General features: G+C 68.6%; 15 protein-coding genes. 9 read left to right on the top strand and 6 right to left on the bottom strand.

Annotation, left to right across the window (positions count from 1 at the left end; genetic code table 11):
* The first annotated feature begins 231 nt into the window (after positions 1-231).
* Positions 232-2,133 carry a molecular chaperone DnaK gene (gene dnaK, locus OZ671_RS25120; RefSeq protein WP_268863254.1) on the top strand — a complete coding sequence of 634 codons (1,902 nt, stop codon included), beginning with the start codon at positions 232-234 and terminating at the stop codon, positions 2,131-2,133.
* Between the two features lie 362 nt (positions 2,134-2,495).
* Positions 2,496-3,632, top strand: coding sequence for a molecular chaperone DnaJ (gene dnaJ / locus OZ671_RS25125; RefSeq protein ID WP_038301951.1), 1,137 nt, complete (start codon positions 2,496-2,498; stop codon positions 3,630-3,632).
* A gap of 77 nt (positions 3,633-3,709) precedes the next feature.
* Here dnaJ and OZ671_RS25130 read toward each other — a convergent pair whose 3' ends face one another.
* The 4 genes from OZ671_RS25130 to OZ671_RS25145 form a co-directional block, all read right to left on the bottom strand.
* Positions 3,710-4,096, bottom strand: a complete 387-nt coding sequence (locus tag OZ671_RS25130) for a hypothetical protein (protein ID WP_268863255.1) — start codon at positions 4,094-4,096, stop codon at positions 3,710-3,712.
* A gap of 53 nt (positions 4,097-4,149) precedes the next feature.
* A complete protein-coding gene (locus tag OZ671_RS25135) occupies positions 4,150-5,334 on the bottom strand; it encodes a DNA recombination protein RmuC (protein ID WP_268863256.1) in 1,185 nt (394 codons plus the stop codon).
* Between the two features lie 64 nt (positions 5,335-5,398).
* On the bottom strand, positions 5,399-6,022 hold the full coding sequence (locus OZ671_RS25140) for an SCO family protein (protein ID WP_268863257.1): 624 nt from the start codon (positions 6,020-6,022) through the stop codon (positions 5,399-5,401).
* Positions 6,023-6,062: 40 nt separating this feature from the next.
* Positions 6,063-6,233, bottom strand: a complete 171-nt coding sequence (locus tag OZ671_RS25145; RefSeq protein ID WP_268863258.1) for a hypothetical protein — start codon at positions 6,231-6,233, stop codon at positions 6,063-6,065.
* 113 nt (positions 6,234-6,346) lie between these two features.
* On the opposite strand from OZ671_RS25145, the gene OZ671_RS25150 reads away from it, so the two are divergent.
* The 7 genes from OZ671_RS25150 to OZ671_RS25180 all read left to right on the top strand — a co-directional run bounded on the left by OZ671_RS25150 (position 6,347) and on the right by OZ671_RS25180 (position 14,751).
* Positions 6,347-7,393, top strand: a complete 1,047-nt coding sequence (locus OZ671_RS25150) for a ligase-associated DNA damage response exonuclease (RefSeq protein ID WP_268863283.1) — start codon at positions 6,347-6,349, stop codon at positions 7,391-7,393.
* Positions 7,390-9,036, top strand: a complete 1,647-nt coding sequence (locus OZ671_RS25155) for a cisplatin damage response ATP-dependent DNA ligase (RefSeq protein ID WP_268863259.1) — start codon at positions 7,390-7,392, stop codon at positions 9,034-9,036. The genes OZ671_RS25150 and OZ671_RS25155 overlap by 4 nt, the downstream gene beginning before the upstream one ends.
* An 85-nt stretch (positions 9,037-9,121) precedes the next feature.
* The gene (locus tag OZ671_RS25160) at positions 9,122-10,177 is read left to right on the top strand and encodes an AbrB family transcriptional regulator (RefSeq protein WP_268863260.1); all 1,056 of its coding nucleotides are present in this window, start codon (positions 9,122-9,124) and stop codon (positions 10,175-10,177) included.
* Between the two features lie 70 nt (positions 10,178-10,247).
* The gene (locus OZ671_RS25165; RefSeq protein WP_038301955.1) at positions 10,248-10,967 is read left to right on the top strand and encodes an SGNH/GDSL hydrolase family protein; all 720 of its coding nucleotides are present in this window, start codon (positions 10,248-10,250) and stop codon (positions 10,965-10,967) included.
* A gap of 121 nt (positions 10,968-11,088) precedes the next feature.
* Positions 11,089-12,282 carry a cell surface protein gene (locus tag OZ671_RS25170; RefSeq protein WP_268863261.1) on the top strand — a complete coding sequence of 398 codons (1,194 nt, stop codon included), beginning with the start codon at positions 11,089-11,091 and terminating at the stop codon, positions 12,280-12,282.
* Between the two features lie 25 nt (positions 12,283-12,307).
* The gene (locus tag OZ671_RS25175) at positions 12,308-13,252 is read left to right on the top strand and encodes a DUF6384 family protein (RefSeq protein ID WP_038301956.1); all 945 of its coding nucleotides are present in this window, start codon (positions 12,308-12,310) and stop codon (positions 13,250-13,252) included.
* Positions 13,253-13,266: 14 nt separating this feature from the next.
* On the top strand, positions 13,267-14,751 hold the full coding sequence (locus OZ671_RS25180; RefSeq protein WP_268863262.1) for a hypothetical protein: 1,485 nt from the start codon (positions 13,267-13,269) through the stop codon (positions 14,749-14,751).
* 21 nt (positions 14,752-14,772) lie between these two features.
* On the opposite strand, the gene OZ671_RS25185 is transcribed toward OZ671_RS25180, so the two are convergent.
* Positions 14,773-15,474: a pyrimidine 5'-nucleotidase gene (locus tag OZ671_RS25185; protein WP_268863263.1), complete on the bottom strand. Its 702-nt coding sequence runs from the start codon at positions 15,472-15,474 to the stop codon at positions 14,773-14,775.
* Positions 15,471-16,448 carry a DUF1036 domain-containing protein gene (locus tag OZ671_RS25190; protein WP_268863264.1) on the bottom strand — a complete coding sequence of 326 codons (978 nt, stop codon included), beginning with the start codon at positions 16,446-16,448 and terminating at the stop codon, positions 15,471-15,473. Before OZ671_RS25190 ends, OZ671_RS25185 begins: the two co-directional genes overlap by 4 nt.
* Positions 16,449-16,491 lie beyond the last annotated feature (43 nt).

A 16,491-nucleotide genomic window follows, 5' to 3' on the forward strand; every position in this document is an offset into this window, starting at 1 on the left:
AATTCCCGGCTGCGATGCAAGCGCAGTTCTTGCATGCGGAAAAGCCTGTCCCTATATCGCCAGCAACCAATGAAAGCGGCGCGTTTTGCTGCTTTCGTTTGCTTCAAACCCCCAGGACGAATAAGGGGTCGGCGCGCTTAAGTCCGGAGAGACCGGAATTGGTCCTTCCAAGCCTTGGTGCGTCAAGGGTGCTTCGGGCCCTGCCGATCCGCTTAGAGTGAGGAGAAGAATATGGGCAAGGTCATCGGTATCGACCTCGGCACGACCAATTCATGCGTTGCCGTGATGGAAGGCACGACGCCAAAGGTGATCATCAATTCGGAGGGCGCCAACACCACGCCGTCCATCGTCGCCTTTACCGATGAGGAGCGCCTCGTCGGCCAGCCGGCCAAGCGCCAGGCGGTGACGAACCCCGAGCGGACCATTTTTGCGGTGAAGCGCCTGATCGGCCGCCGCTACGACGACCCGACGGTCGCCAAGGACCAGAAGCTGGTTCCCTACAAGATCACCCGCGCCGGCAACGGCGACGCCTGGGTCGAGGCCGAGGGCAAGAGCTATTCGCCCTCGCAGGTCTCCGCCTTCACGCTGCAGAAGATGAAGGAGACCGCCGAGGCCTATCTCGGCCAGACCGTCGACCAAGCGGTGATCACGGTTCCCGCCTATTTCAACGACGCCCAGCGTCAGGCGACCAAGGACGCCGGCAAGATCGCGGGCCTCGAGGTGCTGCGCATCATCAACGAGCCGACGGCGGCCGCGCTCGCCTATGGCCTCGACAAGAAGAGCTCCGGCACCATCGCGGTCTATGACCTCGGCGGCGGCACGTTCGACGTGTCGATCCTCGAGATCGGCGACGGCGTGTTCGAGGTCAAGTCGACCAACGGCGACACCTTCCTCGGCGGCGAAGACTTCGACATGCGTCTCGTCGACTATCTGGCGGCCGAGTTCCAGAAGGAGCAGGGCATCGACCTGCGCAAGGACAAGCTGGCTCTGCAGCGCCTGAAGGAGGCGGCGGAGAAAGCCAAGATCGAGCTGTCCTCCTCGACCCAGACCGAGATCAACCTGCCGTTCATCACGGCCGACGCGTCCGGCCCGAAGCACCTGCAGCTGAAGCTCACCCGGGCCAAGTTCGAGGCGCTGGTCGACGACCTCGTGCAGCGCACGGTCGAGCCGTGCCGCAAGGCGCTGAAGGATGCCGGGCTCTCGGCCGGTCAGATCGACGAGGTCGTCCTGGTCGGCGGCATGACCCGCATGCCGAAGATCCAGGAAGTGGTGAAGCAGTTCTTCGGCAAGGAGCCGCACAAGGGCGTCAACCCGGATGAGGTCGTCGCCATGGGCGCGGCGATCCAGGCCGGCGTTCTGCAGGGCGACGTCAAGGACGTGCTGCTGCTCGACGTGACCCCGCTGTCGCTCGGCATCGAGACGCTGGGCGGCGTGTTCACCCGTCTCATCGATCGCAACACCACGATCCCGACCAAGAAGAGCCAGGTGTTCTCCACCGCCGACGACAATCAGAACGCGGTGACGATCCGGGTCTTCCAGGGCGAGCGCGAGATGGCTGCGGACAACAAGATCCTCGGCCAGTTCGACCTCATGGGCATTCCCCCGGCGCCGCGCGGCGTGCCGCAGATCGAGGTGACCTTCGACATCGACGCCAACGGCATCGTCAACGTCCAGGCCAAGGACAAGGGCACCGGCAAGGAGCAGCAGATCCGCATCCAGGCCTCCGGCGGCCTGTCCGACAGCGACATCGAGCGCATGGTCAAGGACGCCGAGGCGCATGCCGCCGAGGACAAGCAGCGCAAGGAGCTGGCGGAAGCCCGCAACCAGGCCGACGGCCTCGTCCACTCGACCGAGAAGGCGCTGGCCGAGCATGGCTCCAAGATCGGCGAAGCCGACCGCAAGGCCATCGAGGACGCGCTGGCCGCGGTGAAGGAAGCCGCCAAGGGCGAGGACGCCGAGGCGCTGAAGGAAAAGGCCAATGCGCTGGCTCAGGCCTCGATGAAGCTCGGCGAAGCCATGTATGCCGCCCAGAGCGGCGAGGCGGACGCCGACGCCGACGCGAAGAAGGATGATGTTGTCGATGCCGACTTCACGGAAGTGAAGGACGACAAGAACAACAAGAAGTCCGCCTGACGGGACTTTCATCTTGCCGCCCGGGACGTCCGCGTCCCGGGCGTTCGATCAGGGGCCTCCGCGATGGCGATTGCCGACCGCGCCGCGACGCAGGGCGCAAAGCCGCTCCCGGCAGGGACTGCGGCGCCGGGCGCTGAACCACGCGGCACGGTCTCTCACGCGACCTTCCGGCTGCCGTCCGCGACCGGTGCGACGGCTTTCGGGCTGCCTGCCGCCCCGTCGGTCGCGGTTACACCTGCCGCTCCGCACGACGGCGCGGCGGCCGCAGGCCTTGACACGAGCCACGCTTCGCCGCTTTGCCTCTGGGCGAACACAACAGCTGCCGCTCCGGCGGCGTGCAGCCCCTGGTGATCAGAACGACGATGTCCAAGCGCGACTATTACGACATTCTGGGATGCAGCCGTGATGCCGACGATGCCGCGCTGAAATCGGCCTTCCGCAAGAAGGCGATGCAATATCATCCCGACCGCAACCCCAACAATGCCGAGGCCGAGCACAAGTTCAAGGAGCTGAACGAGGCCTATCAGGTTCTGTCCGACGGGCAGAAGCGGGCGGCCTACGACCGTTTCGGCCACCAGGCCTTCGAGAACGGCGGCGGCGGCCCGCAGGGTTTCGGCGGCGATTTCTCCTCGTCCATGTCTGACATTTTCGAGGAGCTGTTCGGCATGGCCGGCGGCCGCCGGCGCGGCGCCGGCGGGCGCGAACGCGGCGCCGACCTGCGCTACAACATGGAGATCACGCTGGAGGAGGCCTTCGACGGCAAGTCTGCCCAGCTGCGCATTCCGACCACGGCGACATGCGAGGTCTGCTCGGGTTCCGGCGCCAAGGCTGGCTCCAAGCCGAAGACCTGCGGCACCTGCGCCGGGCACGGCCGCGTGCGCGCGAGCCAGGGCTTCTTCTCTGTCGAGCGGACCTGCCCGACCTGCCAGGGGCGCGGCCAGGTGATCGAGGATCCCTGCACCAATTGCAGCGGTTCCGGTCGTGTGACCAAGGAACGCGTCCTGTCGGTGAATATTCCCGCCGGCGTCGAGGACGGCACCCGCATCAGGCTCGCCAACGAGGGCGAAGCCGGCTTCCGCGGCGGCCCTTCGGGCGATCTCTACATCTTCCTTTCGATCCAGCCCCATTCCTTCTTCCAGCGCGACGGCCAGGATCTCTATTGCCGCGCGCCGATCTCCCTCGTCACCGCCGCGCTCGGCGGCACCTTCGAGGTGCCGACCATCGACGGCGGCCGGGCGCAGGTGAAGGTTCCCGAGGGCACGCAGTCCGGCAAGCGCTTCCGCCTGACCGGCAAAGGCATGCCGGTGCTCCGCTCCAAGGTAGTCGGCGATCTCTATGTGCAGGTCGACGTGGAAACGCCGCGCAACCTGACCAAGCGCCAGAAGGAGCTGCTTGCCGAGTTCGAGAAGGAGAGCTCGAAGGATACGCAACCCGAGACGGCCGGCTTCTTCGCCAAGGCCAAAGCGTTCTGGGACGGGCTGGCGAGCAAGGACAACTGAGTCGCAACGGGCACGGGGACCGCGGGCTTGGCCGGCGACACCCGATGTTGGACCCACGGGCCCTGAGGCCCATCGCTTCAGTGGTCGGACGGCTCGAGGTTGAGGTGCTGTTCGACGCGCCGCAGGCGCCTCTCCAGCTCGCTGATGAGTGAGCCATGGCCAACCACGACCGAATGGTATTCGACCACGGTCCGCCGCAATCCGACGATCTGCTCGCCGAACTCCTTGCGGGCGCCGGCGAGGTCCGCCTTGGTCGCCATCTGGCCCCGCATTTCCGTGATCTCGCCACGCATTTCCGTGATCTCGCCGCGCATTTCCGTGATCTCGCCGCGCATTTGCGTCATCTCGCCGCGCATTTGCGTGATCTCGCCGCGCATTTCCGTCATCTCGCCGCGCATTTGCGTGATCTCGCCGCGCATCTCGCGCAGCAGATGAAGAACGAGATTGTCCGGCTCGGCGGTCATGATATTCCCCTATACCATTCGTTCGACCCGCGGCACAGAAGCGCCCAATTGGCCTATTCGGCGGCCTGCGAGCCCTTCAGCGGCAATTTGGCAAGCCCGGCCGGTGCCGACGGCGCCTCGTCGAATTCGAGCGCCTCGATGCGGCTGCCGCGCTTGGCGATCTTGTCGGCCGAGGTCAGGATCTGGCCGAGATCGTCATGGGCCTGACCGAAATGGCGCTGCAGGTTGAGCACACGGTCGGAAAGGCGTGAGACATCGTCGAGCAGGAGCCCGACCTCCTTCTGGATGACGCGGGCCTCGTCGCGCATCCGCTCGTCCTTCAGAAGCCCCTGCACGACCTGCACCGCCAGCATCAGCAGCGAGGGCGATACCACCATCACCCGCGCACGGAAGGCCTTCTGCACGACATCGTCGAAATGTTCGTTGAGGTCGGCATAGATCCCCTCGGAGGGCACGAACAGCAGCGCCAGGTCCTGGGTCTCGCCCGGAAGCAGGTACTTCTCCGCAATATCCTTGACGTGCACCGCGAAATCCTGACGCAGCCGCTGCGCCGCCATGCGCCTGACCTCTTCCGCCTTAGCCTCGCGCCAGAGCGTCACCGCCTCCAGCGGAAACTTGGCGTCGACGACGAGGCCGCGCGGGTCGCCGGCAATGCGGATCACCGCGTCGGGCCGCTTGCCGGTCGAGAGCGTCGGCTGCAGCTCGTAACCGTTGCGCGGCAATGCGTCCTTCAGGATCGCTTCCATCCGCCCCTGGCCGAAAGCGCCGCGTGCCTGCTTGTTGGCGAGCACGTCCTTCAGCGACACGACCTGCCCGGCGAGGTCGGTCAGGTTCTTCTGGGCCGAATCGATGACGGCCAGGCGCTCGTTCAGGCGCCCGAGATTCTCCACCGTCGTGCGGGTCTGGCCTTCGAGCGACTGGCCAAGCCGGACGCTGAGCCCGTCGAGCCGCTCGCCGAGCGCCTTGGTCAGGTCGAACTGGCGGGCCTGCAAGCCTTCCGCCATGGCCTGCAGCCGGCCGGTCAGCTCGGCCTGAACGCGGTTCATCTCGCCCATCCGCTCCTCCAGCTCCTGCGCGTGGAGGACGGCCCGTTCGGCTTCGATCGCTCGCGCCGCGGCCTGCCGGCGCATGGCGGCGAACAGCACGACCAGGAGGAAGACGGCAAGGCCGAGCAGCGCGAGCACGACCTCGCCCGAGCTGACCGGCCTGTCGCCAATGACGAGGAGCGTATCGGACATCGCCCGCAACCTAACCGATTCCAGCGGTCTTTGCGAACGAAAAGAGAACGGCCGGGCGCTCAGGTCACATGTAGCGGCGCAGGTCGCGCGCGGCGGCCTCCGGATCGCGCTGCACGTCGAAGGTCGAGACGAACTGGCCGTTGCGGTCCATCAGATAGACGAAGACCGTGTGATCCATCGTGTAGTTGCCGCCGTCCTGAGGCACCTTGCGGGCGAAGGCGCGATAGGCCCGCATCGCCTGGGCCACGTCGGCCTCGCTGCCGGTCAGGCCGCGGATGCGCGGGTGGAAGCTGCCGAGATAGGTTGCAAGCAGCGCCTGCGTGTCGCGGGCCGGATCGACGGTGATGAAGGCGACATTGACCTTGTCGGCATCGGAACCGAGCTTGTCGAGCATCTGCGTCATCTCGAACAGCTTGGTCGGGCAGATGTCCGGGCAATGGGTGAAGCCGAAGAAGACCAGGGTCGGCCGGCCGACGAAGTCCTTCTCGGTGACGGCCTTGCCGGTCTGGTCGGTAAGCGAGAAGGCCCCGCCCACGGCCGAGGACGCGGTCGCCACCGCGCCGCCGCGTGGCATGGTCACCCAGACCACCGCCGCGAGCGCGCTGAGGCCGGCGACCAGCAGCGCGAAGGACAGGATGATCGCTGCGGAGCGGGGACGGCGCGGGGCCGGCGGGTCGGCGCGGGTCATGTCGGCTCTTGTCTCGTCGGTTGCTGTTTGGACAATGCCTCTAGAGACACCAGGCCAGACCCGCCGACAGCGTGTCGAGGAAGACCTTGGCCCCTTGCGTCCACCACAGGAGGCCAGCGGTCGCAAGCAGCAGCGCCACCGCGCCGGCCGTCGCCCAGCGGGCGAGGCGCGGCGTCCGTTCGACGGACGGGCTGGCGGTTTCGAAGCTCATGCGTTCTAATTTAGGCGAGGCGGGCCGCAGAAGCAAAACACGGAGCCGAGATCACCCGGCGGCATCTGCCGGCCCAGCCGCGCCAACCCGAGGATAGGATCGCCTTGCCCGGTCTGCGCCCCGAGGATCTGTTGCAACCGACGCCGCGCGGGCTCTACTGCCCGCCCGCTGACGTCTATATCGACCCGCTGCGCCCGGTCGGCAAGGCGCTCGTCACCCATGGCCATTCCGATCATGCCCGGGCCGGTCACGGCGCCGTCCTGGCAACGGCGCCGACGCTCGCGGTGATGGCGATCCGCTACGGCGAGGATTTCGCCGGCACGACCCAGGCCGTGCGCTGGGGCGAGGCGGTCGCCGTCAACGGCGTCCGGTTCAGTTTCCATCCGGCCGGCCATATCCACGGCTCGGCGCAGATCGCCGTCGCCCATGGCGGCCTGCGGATCGTCGTCTCCGGCGACTACAAGCGCGCCGCCGATCCGACCGCCGAGCCGTTCGAGGTGGTGCCGGCCGACGTCTTCATCACGGAGGCGACCTTCGGCCTGCCGGTCTTCCGTCATCCGGACGCCCAGGGCGAGGTGGGCAAGCTGCTGGCCTCGCTCAGCCTCTTTCCCGAGCGCACCCACATGGTCGGCGCCTATGCGCTCGGCAAGGCGCAGCGCGTCATGGCGCTCGCCAGGACCGCCGGCTACGACCGCCCGATCTTCATTCACGGCGCGCTGGAGAAGCTGACCCAGTTCTACGCGAGCGAGGGTTTCGATTTCGGCAGCATCAGGCTGGTCCGCGATGCCGAGCGGGCCGAGCTCGCCGGCGCCCTGGTCATCGGCCCGCCGGGCGCAGCCAAGGATCTGTGGGCCCGCCGTTTCGCCGATCCGGTCACCGCCTTCGCCTCCGGCTGGATGCGGGTGCGCGCCCGGGCGAAGCAGGGCGGCATCGAACTGCCGCTGGTCATTTCCGACCATGCCGACTGGGACGAACTCGGGCGCACCATTCTCGACACCGGCGCGGCCGAGGTCTGGGTGACCCACGGCCAGGAGGACGCGCTGGTCCACTGGTGCGGCCTCAACGGCCTCAAGGCGAAACCGCTGCGCCTCGTCGGCTACGGCGACGAGGACGAAGCCGGTCTCGCGGGCCCCTCCCCGGAGGCGGAGAGCAAGGCATGAACCGTTTCGCCGCCCTCATCGACCGGCTGGCCTATGAGCCGCGGCGCAACGGCAAGCTGCGCCTGATCTCGGCCTATCTCGCAGCGACGCCGGATCCGGACCGCGGCTTCGCGCTGGCCGCGATGACCGGAGCACTCACCTTCAAGCATGCCAAGCCCAGCCTCATTCGCGCCCTGGTCACCGAACGTGTCGACCCGGTTCTGTTCGCGCTGTCCTACGACTATGTCGGCGATCTCTCCGAGACGGTCGCGCTGATCTGGCCGCGGCCGGCGACGGAGCCGGCGGCGGCCAGCCCCGCCGCGGCCCATGGACCGGGCCTTGCCGAGGTGGTGGAGGGACTTGCGACCTCAGGCAAGCTGGCGCTGCCGAAGCTGATCGCCGGCTGGCTCGACACGCTCGACGAAACCGGGCGCTGGGCGCTGCTGAAGCTGATCACCGGCGCCATGCGCATCGGCGTCTCCGCGCGCCTTGCCAAGACCGCCGCCGCCACGCTCGGCGGCCGCGACGCCGACGAGATCGAGCTGATCTGGCCCGGCCTCACCCCGCCCTATGCGGAGCTCTTCGCCTGGCTCGAGGGACGGGGCGAGAAGCCGCAGGCGCGCGACCCCGCGCCGTTCCGCCCGCCCATGCTCGCCCATGCGCTGGAAGAAACCGATTTCGACAAGCTCGATCCGGCCGACTTCGCCGCCGAGTGGAAATGGGACGGCATCCGGGTGCAGGCCGCCGCCGGCGTCAGGCCGGACGGACGGCGTGTCGCCCGGCTCTATTCGCGCACCGGCGAGGACATTTCCGGCGGCTTTCCCGATCTCGTCGAGGCCATGACCTTCGACGGCGCGGTGGACGGCGAGCTCCTGATCCTGCGCGAAGGGCGCGTGCAGAGCTTCAACGTGCTGCAGCAGCGGCTGAACCGCAAGCAGGTCTCCGCCGCCATGCTGGCCGAATTCCCCGCCCATATCCGGGTCTACGATCTCCTGTTCGAGGGCGAGACAGATCTGCGCCCGCTCGGCTTCGCGGCGCGGCGCGCGCGCCTCGAGGCCTTCGTCGCCGCCCATGCCGGGTCGGGGCTCAGCCTGTCGCCGCTGGTGCCGTTCACGACCTGGGAGGCGCTCGCCGCCGCGCGCATCGACCCCGCCTCGGTCGGCGGCGACGCCGAGGCTATCGAAGGATTGATGCTGAAGCGCTGCGACGCGCCCTACCTGCCGGGCCGGCCCAAGGGGCTCTGGTACAAGTGGAAGCGCGACCCGATGGTGGTCGATTGCGTGCTGCTCTACGCCCAGCGCGGCCATGGCAAGCGATCGAGCTTCTATTCGGACTTCACCTTCGGCGTCTGGCGGGCGGGAGCCGACGGCGACGAGCTGGTGCCGGTCGGCAAGGCCTATTTCGGCTTCACCGACGAGGAGTTGCGCGAGCTCGACCGGTTCGTGCGCAACAATACCGTCAACCGGTTCGGGCCGGTGCGCGAAGTGGTCCATGGTCCGCGCGAAGGGCTGGTGCTGGAGATCGCCTTCGAAGGCCTGCAGCGCTCGACCCGGCACAAATCCGGCATCGCCATGCGCTTTCCCCGCATCGCGCGCATCCGCTGGGACAAGCCGCCAGCGGAGGCCGACCGGATCGAGGCTCTGGAAGCGAAGCTGAAGCCGTGACCTGCCGCCCGGGCCGGCCGTTCGGCTGCCATGCGCCGGCCGGCATGGCCGGAACGGCGCGGTCATGCGACAGCAGAGCCGTGCCATGACGATGCGCGCCGACGCCCTCAAGTTCGCCCGGACCTTTCTGCTGCCTTGCCTGATCGGGGCGGTCGGCGGCTTCATCTTCGACCGGGCCGGACTGCCCGCGGCCTGGATGTCGGGCTCGCTGGTGGCGGTGTCGATCGCCGCCTTGGCCGGCCTCGACGTGCGCGTGCCCACCGGCATCACCTCGGCCGTGTTCCTGCTGCTCGGCACCGTGATGGGTTCGGCGGTGACGCCGGAGACGCTGCGGCTCGCCCTGTCCTGGCCGATCTCGATGGGCGGCCTCCTGGTGCTGGTGCCGGCGACCGTCGCGGCCATCATGATCTACCTGATCCGCTTCGAGCGGTTCGACCGGCCGACCGCCTTCTATGCCTCGATCCCGGGCGCGATGAGCTATGTCATGGCGCTGACCATGAGCTCGAAGGCCGATGCCCGCGCCGTCGTGATGGTGCACAGCCTCAGGCTGGTCCTGCTGGTCGCGGTGCTGCCGAGCTTCCTCGTCCTCGCCAGCCTCGGCGGAACCGCCGCGCGACCGGCCGTCGCGGCCGGCCCCGCCACCTGGTTCGACTATCCCCTGCTCGCGGTCATGGCCGTGTCCTGCGGCCTCGGCATGGAGCGGCTCAAGGTGCCCGGCGGCGCGACCGTCGGCGCCATGCTGGCAAGCGCGGTGCTGCATGGCACTGGCCTCGTCACCGCCGGCCTGCCGCCGGCGCTGATGTTCGCCGCGCTCGTCGTCATGGGCGTGCTGATCGCCGCCCGCTTCAGCGGCACCGCGCTCGCCGAGCTGCGCCAGTTGGTCAAGCCGGCGACCGGGGCCTTCGTCATCGCGACCCTCGTGACCCTCGTCGTCGCCAGCCTCGTGGCCGTCGCCGCCGGCCTGCCGGTCGGCAAGGTCATCCTCGCCTATGCGCCCGGCGGCATCGAGGCCATGGCGATCCTCGCCTTCGTGCTCGACATGGATCCGGCCTTCGTCGGGGCCCATCACATCGTCCGCTTCGTCGGCATCGCGCTGGTGCTGCCGCTGGCCGCGCGCCTGCTGCTCGGACCGGCCGAGTGAATCCGGCCGGGATTGCCTTTACGGCAGGTGATCCGCTAGTGAACCGTATCCCGATGTTTCGAGGCCTTCCATGATCGGCAGATTAGCTCTCGCCCTCGTCGCTGCTCTCGTGCCCGCCGCCGCCGAGGCCGCCTGCTCTGTCGCCTCCATCGCAACGCCCACGCCCGGCGGCGCGCTGCCGCAGACGACCCAGCGCCTGCGCGCCCATCAGACCCTGAAGATCCTCGCCATCGGCTCGTCGACGACGGCCGGATATGGCGCGGCCGGCGCCGGCTTCGCGACGCAGATCGGCCCGCTGATCAAGGCCCGGGTGCCGCAGGCGAGCATCGAGGTGGTCGTGTCGGGCGTGCCGGCCGAAACCGCATCCGGCGCGGCCCGGCGCCTGCAGGCGGAGATCGCCGCCCACCGGCCGAATCTGGTGATCTGGCAGCTCGGCACCAACGACGCCAATTTTGGCGTCTCGCCGGAAAGCCTGCGGGCGACCGTGGCCGGCGGGCTCGCCGCCATCCGCGCCGGCGGCGCCGACGCCATGCTGGTCGACCCGCAGTTCTCCCGCTGGGCCGAAGGCAGCAACGCGACCGCGGTCGCGGCGCGGATCATCGCCGAGGAAGGCGCCCGCAACGGTGTTCCCGTCGTCCGCCGCTTCGCCGCCATGCAGCGGCTGGCCACGACCAATCGCGGCGCCTTCGACGGCCTGATCTCATGGGACGGCCTGCATCTTTCCCCGGCAGGTCATGCCTGCATGGCCGAGCAGGTCGCCGGCACCATCCTCGGCACGGCGCGGCGCTGAGCCAGGCTGCCGCTACGTCACTATCTGCAGGCATACACCGGCGGGCGTCTTGCCTTTGCCTGCCGCCGCCATCACATTGTGCCGGCCGGCAGAGGGCCGGTTCTGGCGAACGAGCGTTGAGATGAACACCCCCGCGCCCACGACCACCACGACCGTCGTCCCCTCCCCGATGCAGTATCTGGACCGCGCAACCGGCGTGCTGCGCGACCTCGGCCTGATGCCGGCGAAGATCGACGAGCAGCCGATCATCCCGCTTCTGCAGAAGATTTCCGACCTCGACCAGGAGCGCATCACGGTGATCGCCCGGACGCTGAACCAGGTCGGCGTGTTCAACGAAGTGGTGCGCAACCAGATTTCCGGCATGGAGGTGGGCGAGCGCTACGAGCAGATCACCTCCTCGTTCAACTCGATCCGCGACGATGCCAAGCGCATGGTCGAGCAGCTCGCCGACGGCAAGATCTCCACCTTCGAGCGCCTGGAGAACATCTGGACCAAGGTCCGCCGCGGCGACATCGCCACCCGCTTCGACGGCATCCGCACCACCTATCTCGACGTCGCCCGGGCCACCAAGGACCAGATCCAGCGCGAGGTGACCATTCTCGATGCCTATCGCGACTTCCGCGGCGCCCTGAAGCAGTCCGAAGTGCAGGCGCTCGAAGTGCTGCAGAAGGCCGAAGAGAAGCTGAAGGCCAAGCAGGATGAGCTGAAGGCGGCCTCCGACGCTGTCGCCGCCTATACCGGGACGGTGCCGGCCGAGCGGGCCAATCTCGAACTCATCCGCGACACCAAGCTGCGCGAGATGCAGGACGAGGAGAAGCGCTACCAGATCGCTAAGGACCTCTCCGACAACCTGACCATCGGCTACAACACGTCCGAGGTCATCATGGCGCGCCTGATGCAGACGACGTCCGCCAAGGAACGCGTCTATGCCCAGGCGATCTCGTTCTTCTCGACCAACGACGCGGTGCTGACCGCGCTGAAGGCCTCGTTCACCGGCCTGCAGGGCCTGCACGAATCGACCAGGACGCTGAACGAGATGAAGGAGGGCGTGTCGAAATCGCTCGAGACGCTCTCGGAGATCGGCGACAAGGTGCAGGAGGAAGCGCTGCGTGCCGGCTACGGGCCGACCATCCGCGCCGACGCGGTCAAGAAGCTCGTCGACTCCGTCGTCTCGTTCCAGGAAAAATCCGGCGAGATCATCCTGGAGATGCGCAAACTCTCGACCCAGAACAGCCAGGAGATCCGCGACGCGGTCGAGGACGGCAAGAAGCGCCTGGCGGCGCTCGCCGAAAAGGGCGCGGCGCTGGGACTGTGACCACCCACAGGGGGAACGCCGTTCCATGACCGATACCGCAGCCGCGGCGCCTACGGCGCCGCAAGCGCCCGCCAAGCCGCCCGCCCAGCTCGACGACGTCATGCTCGCCATGGATGTCGTCGATACGCTGCGCCACCGCGAGCAGCTCACCGAGCGAGAGCTGGCGGCGGGCGACCGCGAGGAAGACCTGATCGAGCGGCTGCGGACGATCTACCGCAACCAGGGCATTCCGGTTTCCGACGAAATCCTGCGCCAGGGCGTCAAGGCCCTGCGCGAGGAACGCTTCGTCTACAAGCCGCCGGCCAATACGCTGCGGGTGAAGCTCGCGCGGCTCTATGTCCGGCGGCAGGCCTGGGGCAAATGGGCGCTCGGCGCGCTCGCCGCGCTCGGCATCGGCACCGGCACGCTGGTCTATCAGGACCAGGCGGCGCGAACCGAACTGACATCGACCATTCCGGCGGCGCTGACCCAGATCGCCGCCGACATCAACCGCGACGCGAGCGCCGATGCGATCAAGGCGCGGGTGGCCGCCCTCGTGACCGACGGCCAGACCGCGGCGCGCGACGGCAAGGCCGACCTTGCCCGCAAGGCGGTGGCCGACCTGCAGCTGCTGCGCGACGAGGTCCGGTCGGAATATGACGTCAGGGTGGTGTCGCGGCCGGGCGAGCTGACCGGCATCATCCGTGCGCCGAACCGCAACCGCAACGCCAACAACTACTACCTCGTCGTCGAGGCGATCGGCCGCGACGGCCGGCCGCTGTCGCGCAGCATCACCTCCGAGGAGGATGGCTCGACCGCGGTCGTCAGCAAATGGGCGGTGCGCGTGCCGGAAAGCCTGTTCGACGAGATCCGGCGCGACAAGGCCGACGACGGTATCATCCAGAACGCCACGCTCGGCCGCAAGGCGCGTGGCCAGCTCGAGCCCACCTGGCGCGTGCCGCTGCCGGGCGGGGCCATTACGCGCTGGTAGGAGCAGGACCGACGATGATCCCGGGACATTCGGCCCTCGGCGGTATCGAGGATGCCCTCGGCCAGCTGCGTTCCGCCGAGGCGGACGCCAATCGCCGCCTCGACGAAGCCATGCGCAAGATGGCGGAAGCCCGCACCGACGAGGCCGAGGGCTATCGCGACCTCGCCGCGTTCCGGCTGAAGAGCGCCGACGGGCTCGGCGGCCAGCTGACCACGATCGCCACCAAGGTCCGAGCGGTGCTGGCCCTGCGTGCCAACGACCGCACCACGCTGGACAAGAGGCTGGCGGCGGCGGAGGCGGATATTGCCCGCATCGCGGCCGAACGACAGGCCTTCGCGGCCGAGCTCGCGGAGGCCGAGGAGAAGCGCCGGGCGGTCGAGAACGAGGCGCAGGTGGGACTCGCAGCACAGGGCGACTATGCCGCCGCCAAGGCCGCTGCCGAGCAGGCGGTGAATGTCGCCAAGGCCTCGGAGAGCAAGGCCAAGACGGCCGAGGACGAGCTGGAGGCCAAGCGCAAGCCCTACGAGGACGACCCGCTGTTCACCTATCTCTGGCGCCGCGGCTACGGCACGCAGGATTACCAGGCCGGCAATATCGCCCGCATGCTGGACGGCTGGGTGGCGCGGATCATCCGCTATCAGGATGCCCGGCCGAACTATGCGATGCTGACCGAGATCCCGCAGCGCCTGCGCGAGCACGCCAATCGCAGCGCCGCGCTCGCCGTCGAGGCGGTCGAGCGCGTCAAGACCATGGAAATGAACGCCTTCGCCGCCGGCGGCGGCGACAAGGCCAACGCCGAGATCGAGGATCACCGGCGGCGCCTGGAGGCGCTCGATGCCACCCGCGCGAGCGCCGACAAGACGCAGGCGGCGATCGCTGCCGAGATCGAGGCCTTCGGCCGCGGCGAGGACCAGCGCTACCGCGAGGCCGTCAGCCTGCTCGCCGAGGCACTGCGCGCCACCGACCTCAATCGGCTCTACCAGGAGGCGCGGGCAACCCCCTCGCCCGACGACGAGAGGATCGTCCAGACGATCAGCGCAGCCCGCGATGCCCAGGATCGGCTGGACGACATGGTGAAGCGCGTGCGCGGCGAACTTGCCGAGATCTCGCGCCGGCGGTCCGAACTCTCGCAGGTGGCGACCGGCTTCCGCAACCGGCGCTACGACACGGACGGCTCCTATTTCGACAACGACGTGATCGGCCACCTGCTGCGCGGCCTCGTCACCGGCGCCCTCAGCGGCGCCGACTACTGGGCGCGCATGGAGCAGGGCCGGCGCTGGAGCCAGCCGTTCCCGACGGGCAGTTCCGGAGGTGGCGGCTGGTGGGGCGACGGCGGCGGCTCGTGGGGCGGGTCCTGGGGCGGCGGAGGCTCATGGGGCGGCGGCTCGTCGAGCGGCGGGTCCTGGGGCGGCGGAGGCTCCTCGGGCGGAGGCTCGTGGGGTGGCGGCTCGTCCGGCGGCCGCGACGACGACGGCTTCAGCACCAAGGGCGGGTTCTGATCCGCTCCTGGCGGCGCGCGATCAGAGCCTGAGCCGGATCAGGAACGCGGTGAGATCGTCGGTGACGAAATCGACGTGGTCGTCGTTGCGGCCCTCGAATTCCCAGCTCTCGCGGAACAGTTCCCGGGTATTTTCCGGCACCACCAGCACCGTCTTCATGCCGAGCCTGTGCGGCGCCTCCAGATTGCGGGCGAGATCCTCGAACATGGCCGCGCGCTCCGGCGCGACACCGTGATCGCGCAGGAACTTCTCGTAGGTCTCGTGATGCGGCTTCGGCAGAAGACCGGCATCGACGATGTCGAAGACACCGTCGAACTGGTTCTCGAAACCGAGCCGGCGGGTCACCGCCGCGACGTGCGAGCGGGTGCCCGAGGTGAACACGAACTTGCGTCCCGGCAGGGCGGCGATCGCCGCGCCGAGCTCCGGATTGGCCTGCAGCGGCGAATGATCGATATCGTGGACATAGCCGAGGAAATCGTCCGGGCTCATGCCGTGCTCGATCATCAGGCCGCGCAGCGACGTGCCATAGCGCCGGTAATAGTCCTTCTGCAGCTTGAACGCCTCGTCCGGCGTGATCTTCAGGAAGGTCGATATGTAGTCCTTGATCCGCCCGTCGATCTGCGCCCACAGCGACAGATGCGCCGGGTAGAGCGTGTTGTCGAGGTCGAAGATCCAGGCCTCGACATGGGCGAATTCTTGGCTCAATTGCTGCTGATCGGTCATTGCGGCTCCCGGAAACGGACTGTGGCGCGGCGGCGGCCGTCGAAACCGACCTCCAGGAAAGCGGCCCGGGTCGCGCCATGGGCGGCGCAATCGCTCGCGCCGGCGATCTCGAACTCGGCGGGCCGTATGCAGGCGCCGACCTCGCCACCATAGGTCAGCGGCCTGCCGCTGATAAGCACCGGCCGGCCCTGCGCATCCACCGCCTCGCCATAGGAATAGACGCGCTGCGCCGCCGGATCGACCGGCGGCTTCAGGCAGGCTCCGGGTTCGACACGGTACCAGCCGCGGGTGATGACCTGTCCGCCCTCCTCGACGCCGAGCGCAGCCATGACGCGGAAGCCGGTGTCGTTGCACCAGGCAAAGCCCGGTCCCTCGCCGGCCTTCAGCGCGGCGATGAGCATGTCGAAAAAGTCCGGCGCGCCGGCACTTTCCGGCGCCAGATGGCGGTCGGCGAGGAAAGCCTTCACCGCCTGCTCGCTGCGCGGCCCTTCGAGGCCGTCGATGGGTCCGGGATCGTAGCCCATGCGTGTCAGCAGCCGCTGGATGCCGGCCCGCCGCGCCTGCGGCAGGTCGTAGTCGGCCTCCTCCGACAGGAACAGCACGGCAATGCCGTCGACCACGGTCGGGCGCATTTCGGTGAAGCCGGCAAGGCGATGGCGGGGATCCCGGCAGGCGAGCGCCGCGGCGACCAGGAAATCCCCCTCGCCGACGCAAAGCCTGACGGCGCCGACCGGGCCGAGGCCGGCATCGGCGGGCTCGGTCACTGCGCGGGTGTGCAGAAACAGCTTTCCGGCGGGCTCGGCTGTGGTCAGGATCGCCCGGCACTGGCCGGGATCGAGTCGGAACCAGCCGCGGGTCGCGGCGGTATCGTTGGCGATCACGCCGATCGCCGCCTCGGTGACGAGGCTCGTCCGGTTGCACAGCCGGGTTTCGGCGGCGGCCGGGGCGAGGGCGGCGAGCCAGCCCGCCGCCATGGCGGCGACCCAGGCCGCCGCTCGAAAACGGGCGCCGGCCGGC

This window comes from Phreatobacter sp. AB_2022a (assembly GCF_026847585.1).
Taxonomy (GTDB): domain Bacteria; phylum Pseudomonadota; class Alphaproteobacteria; order Rhizobiales; family Phreatobacteraceae; genus Phreatobacter.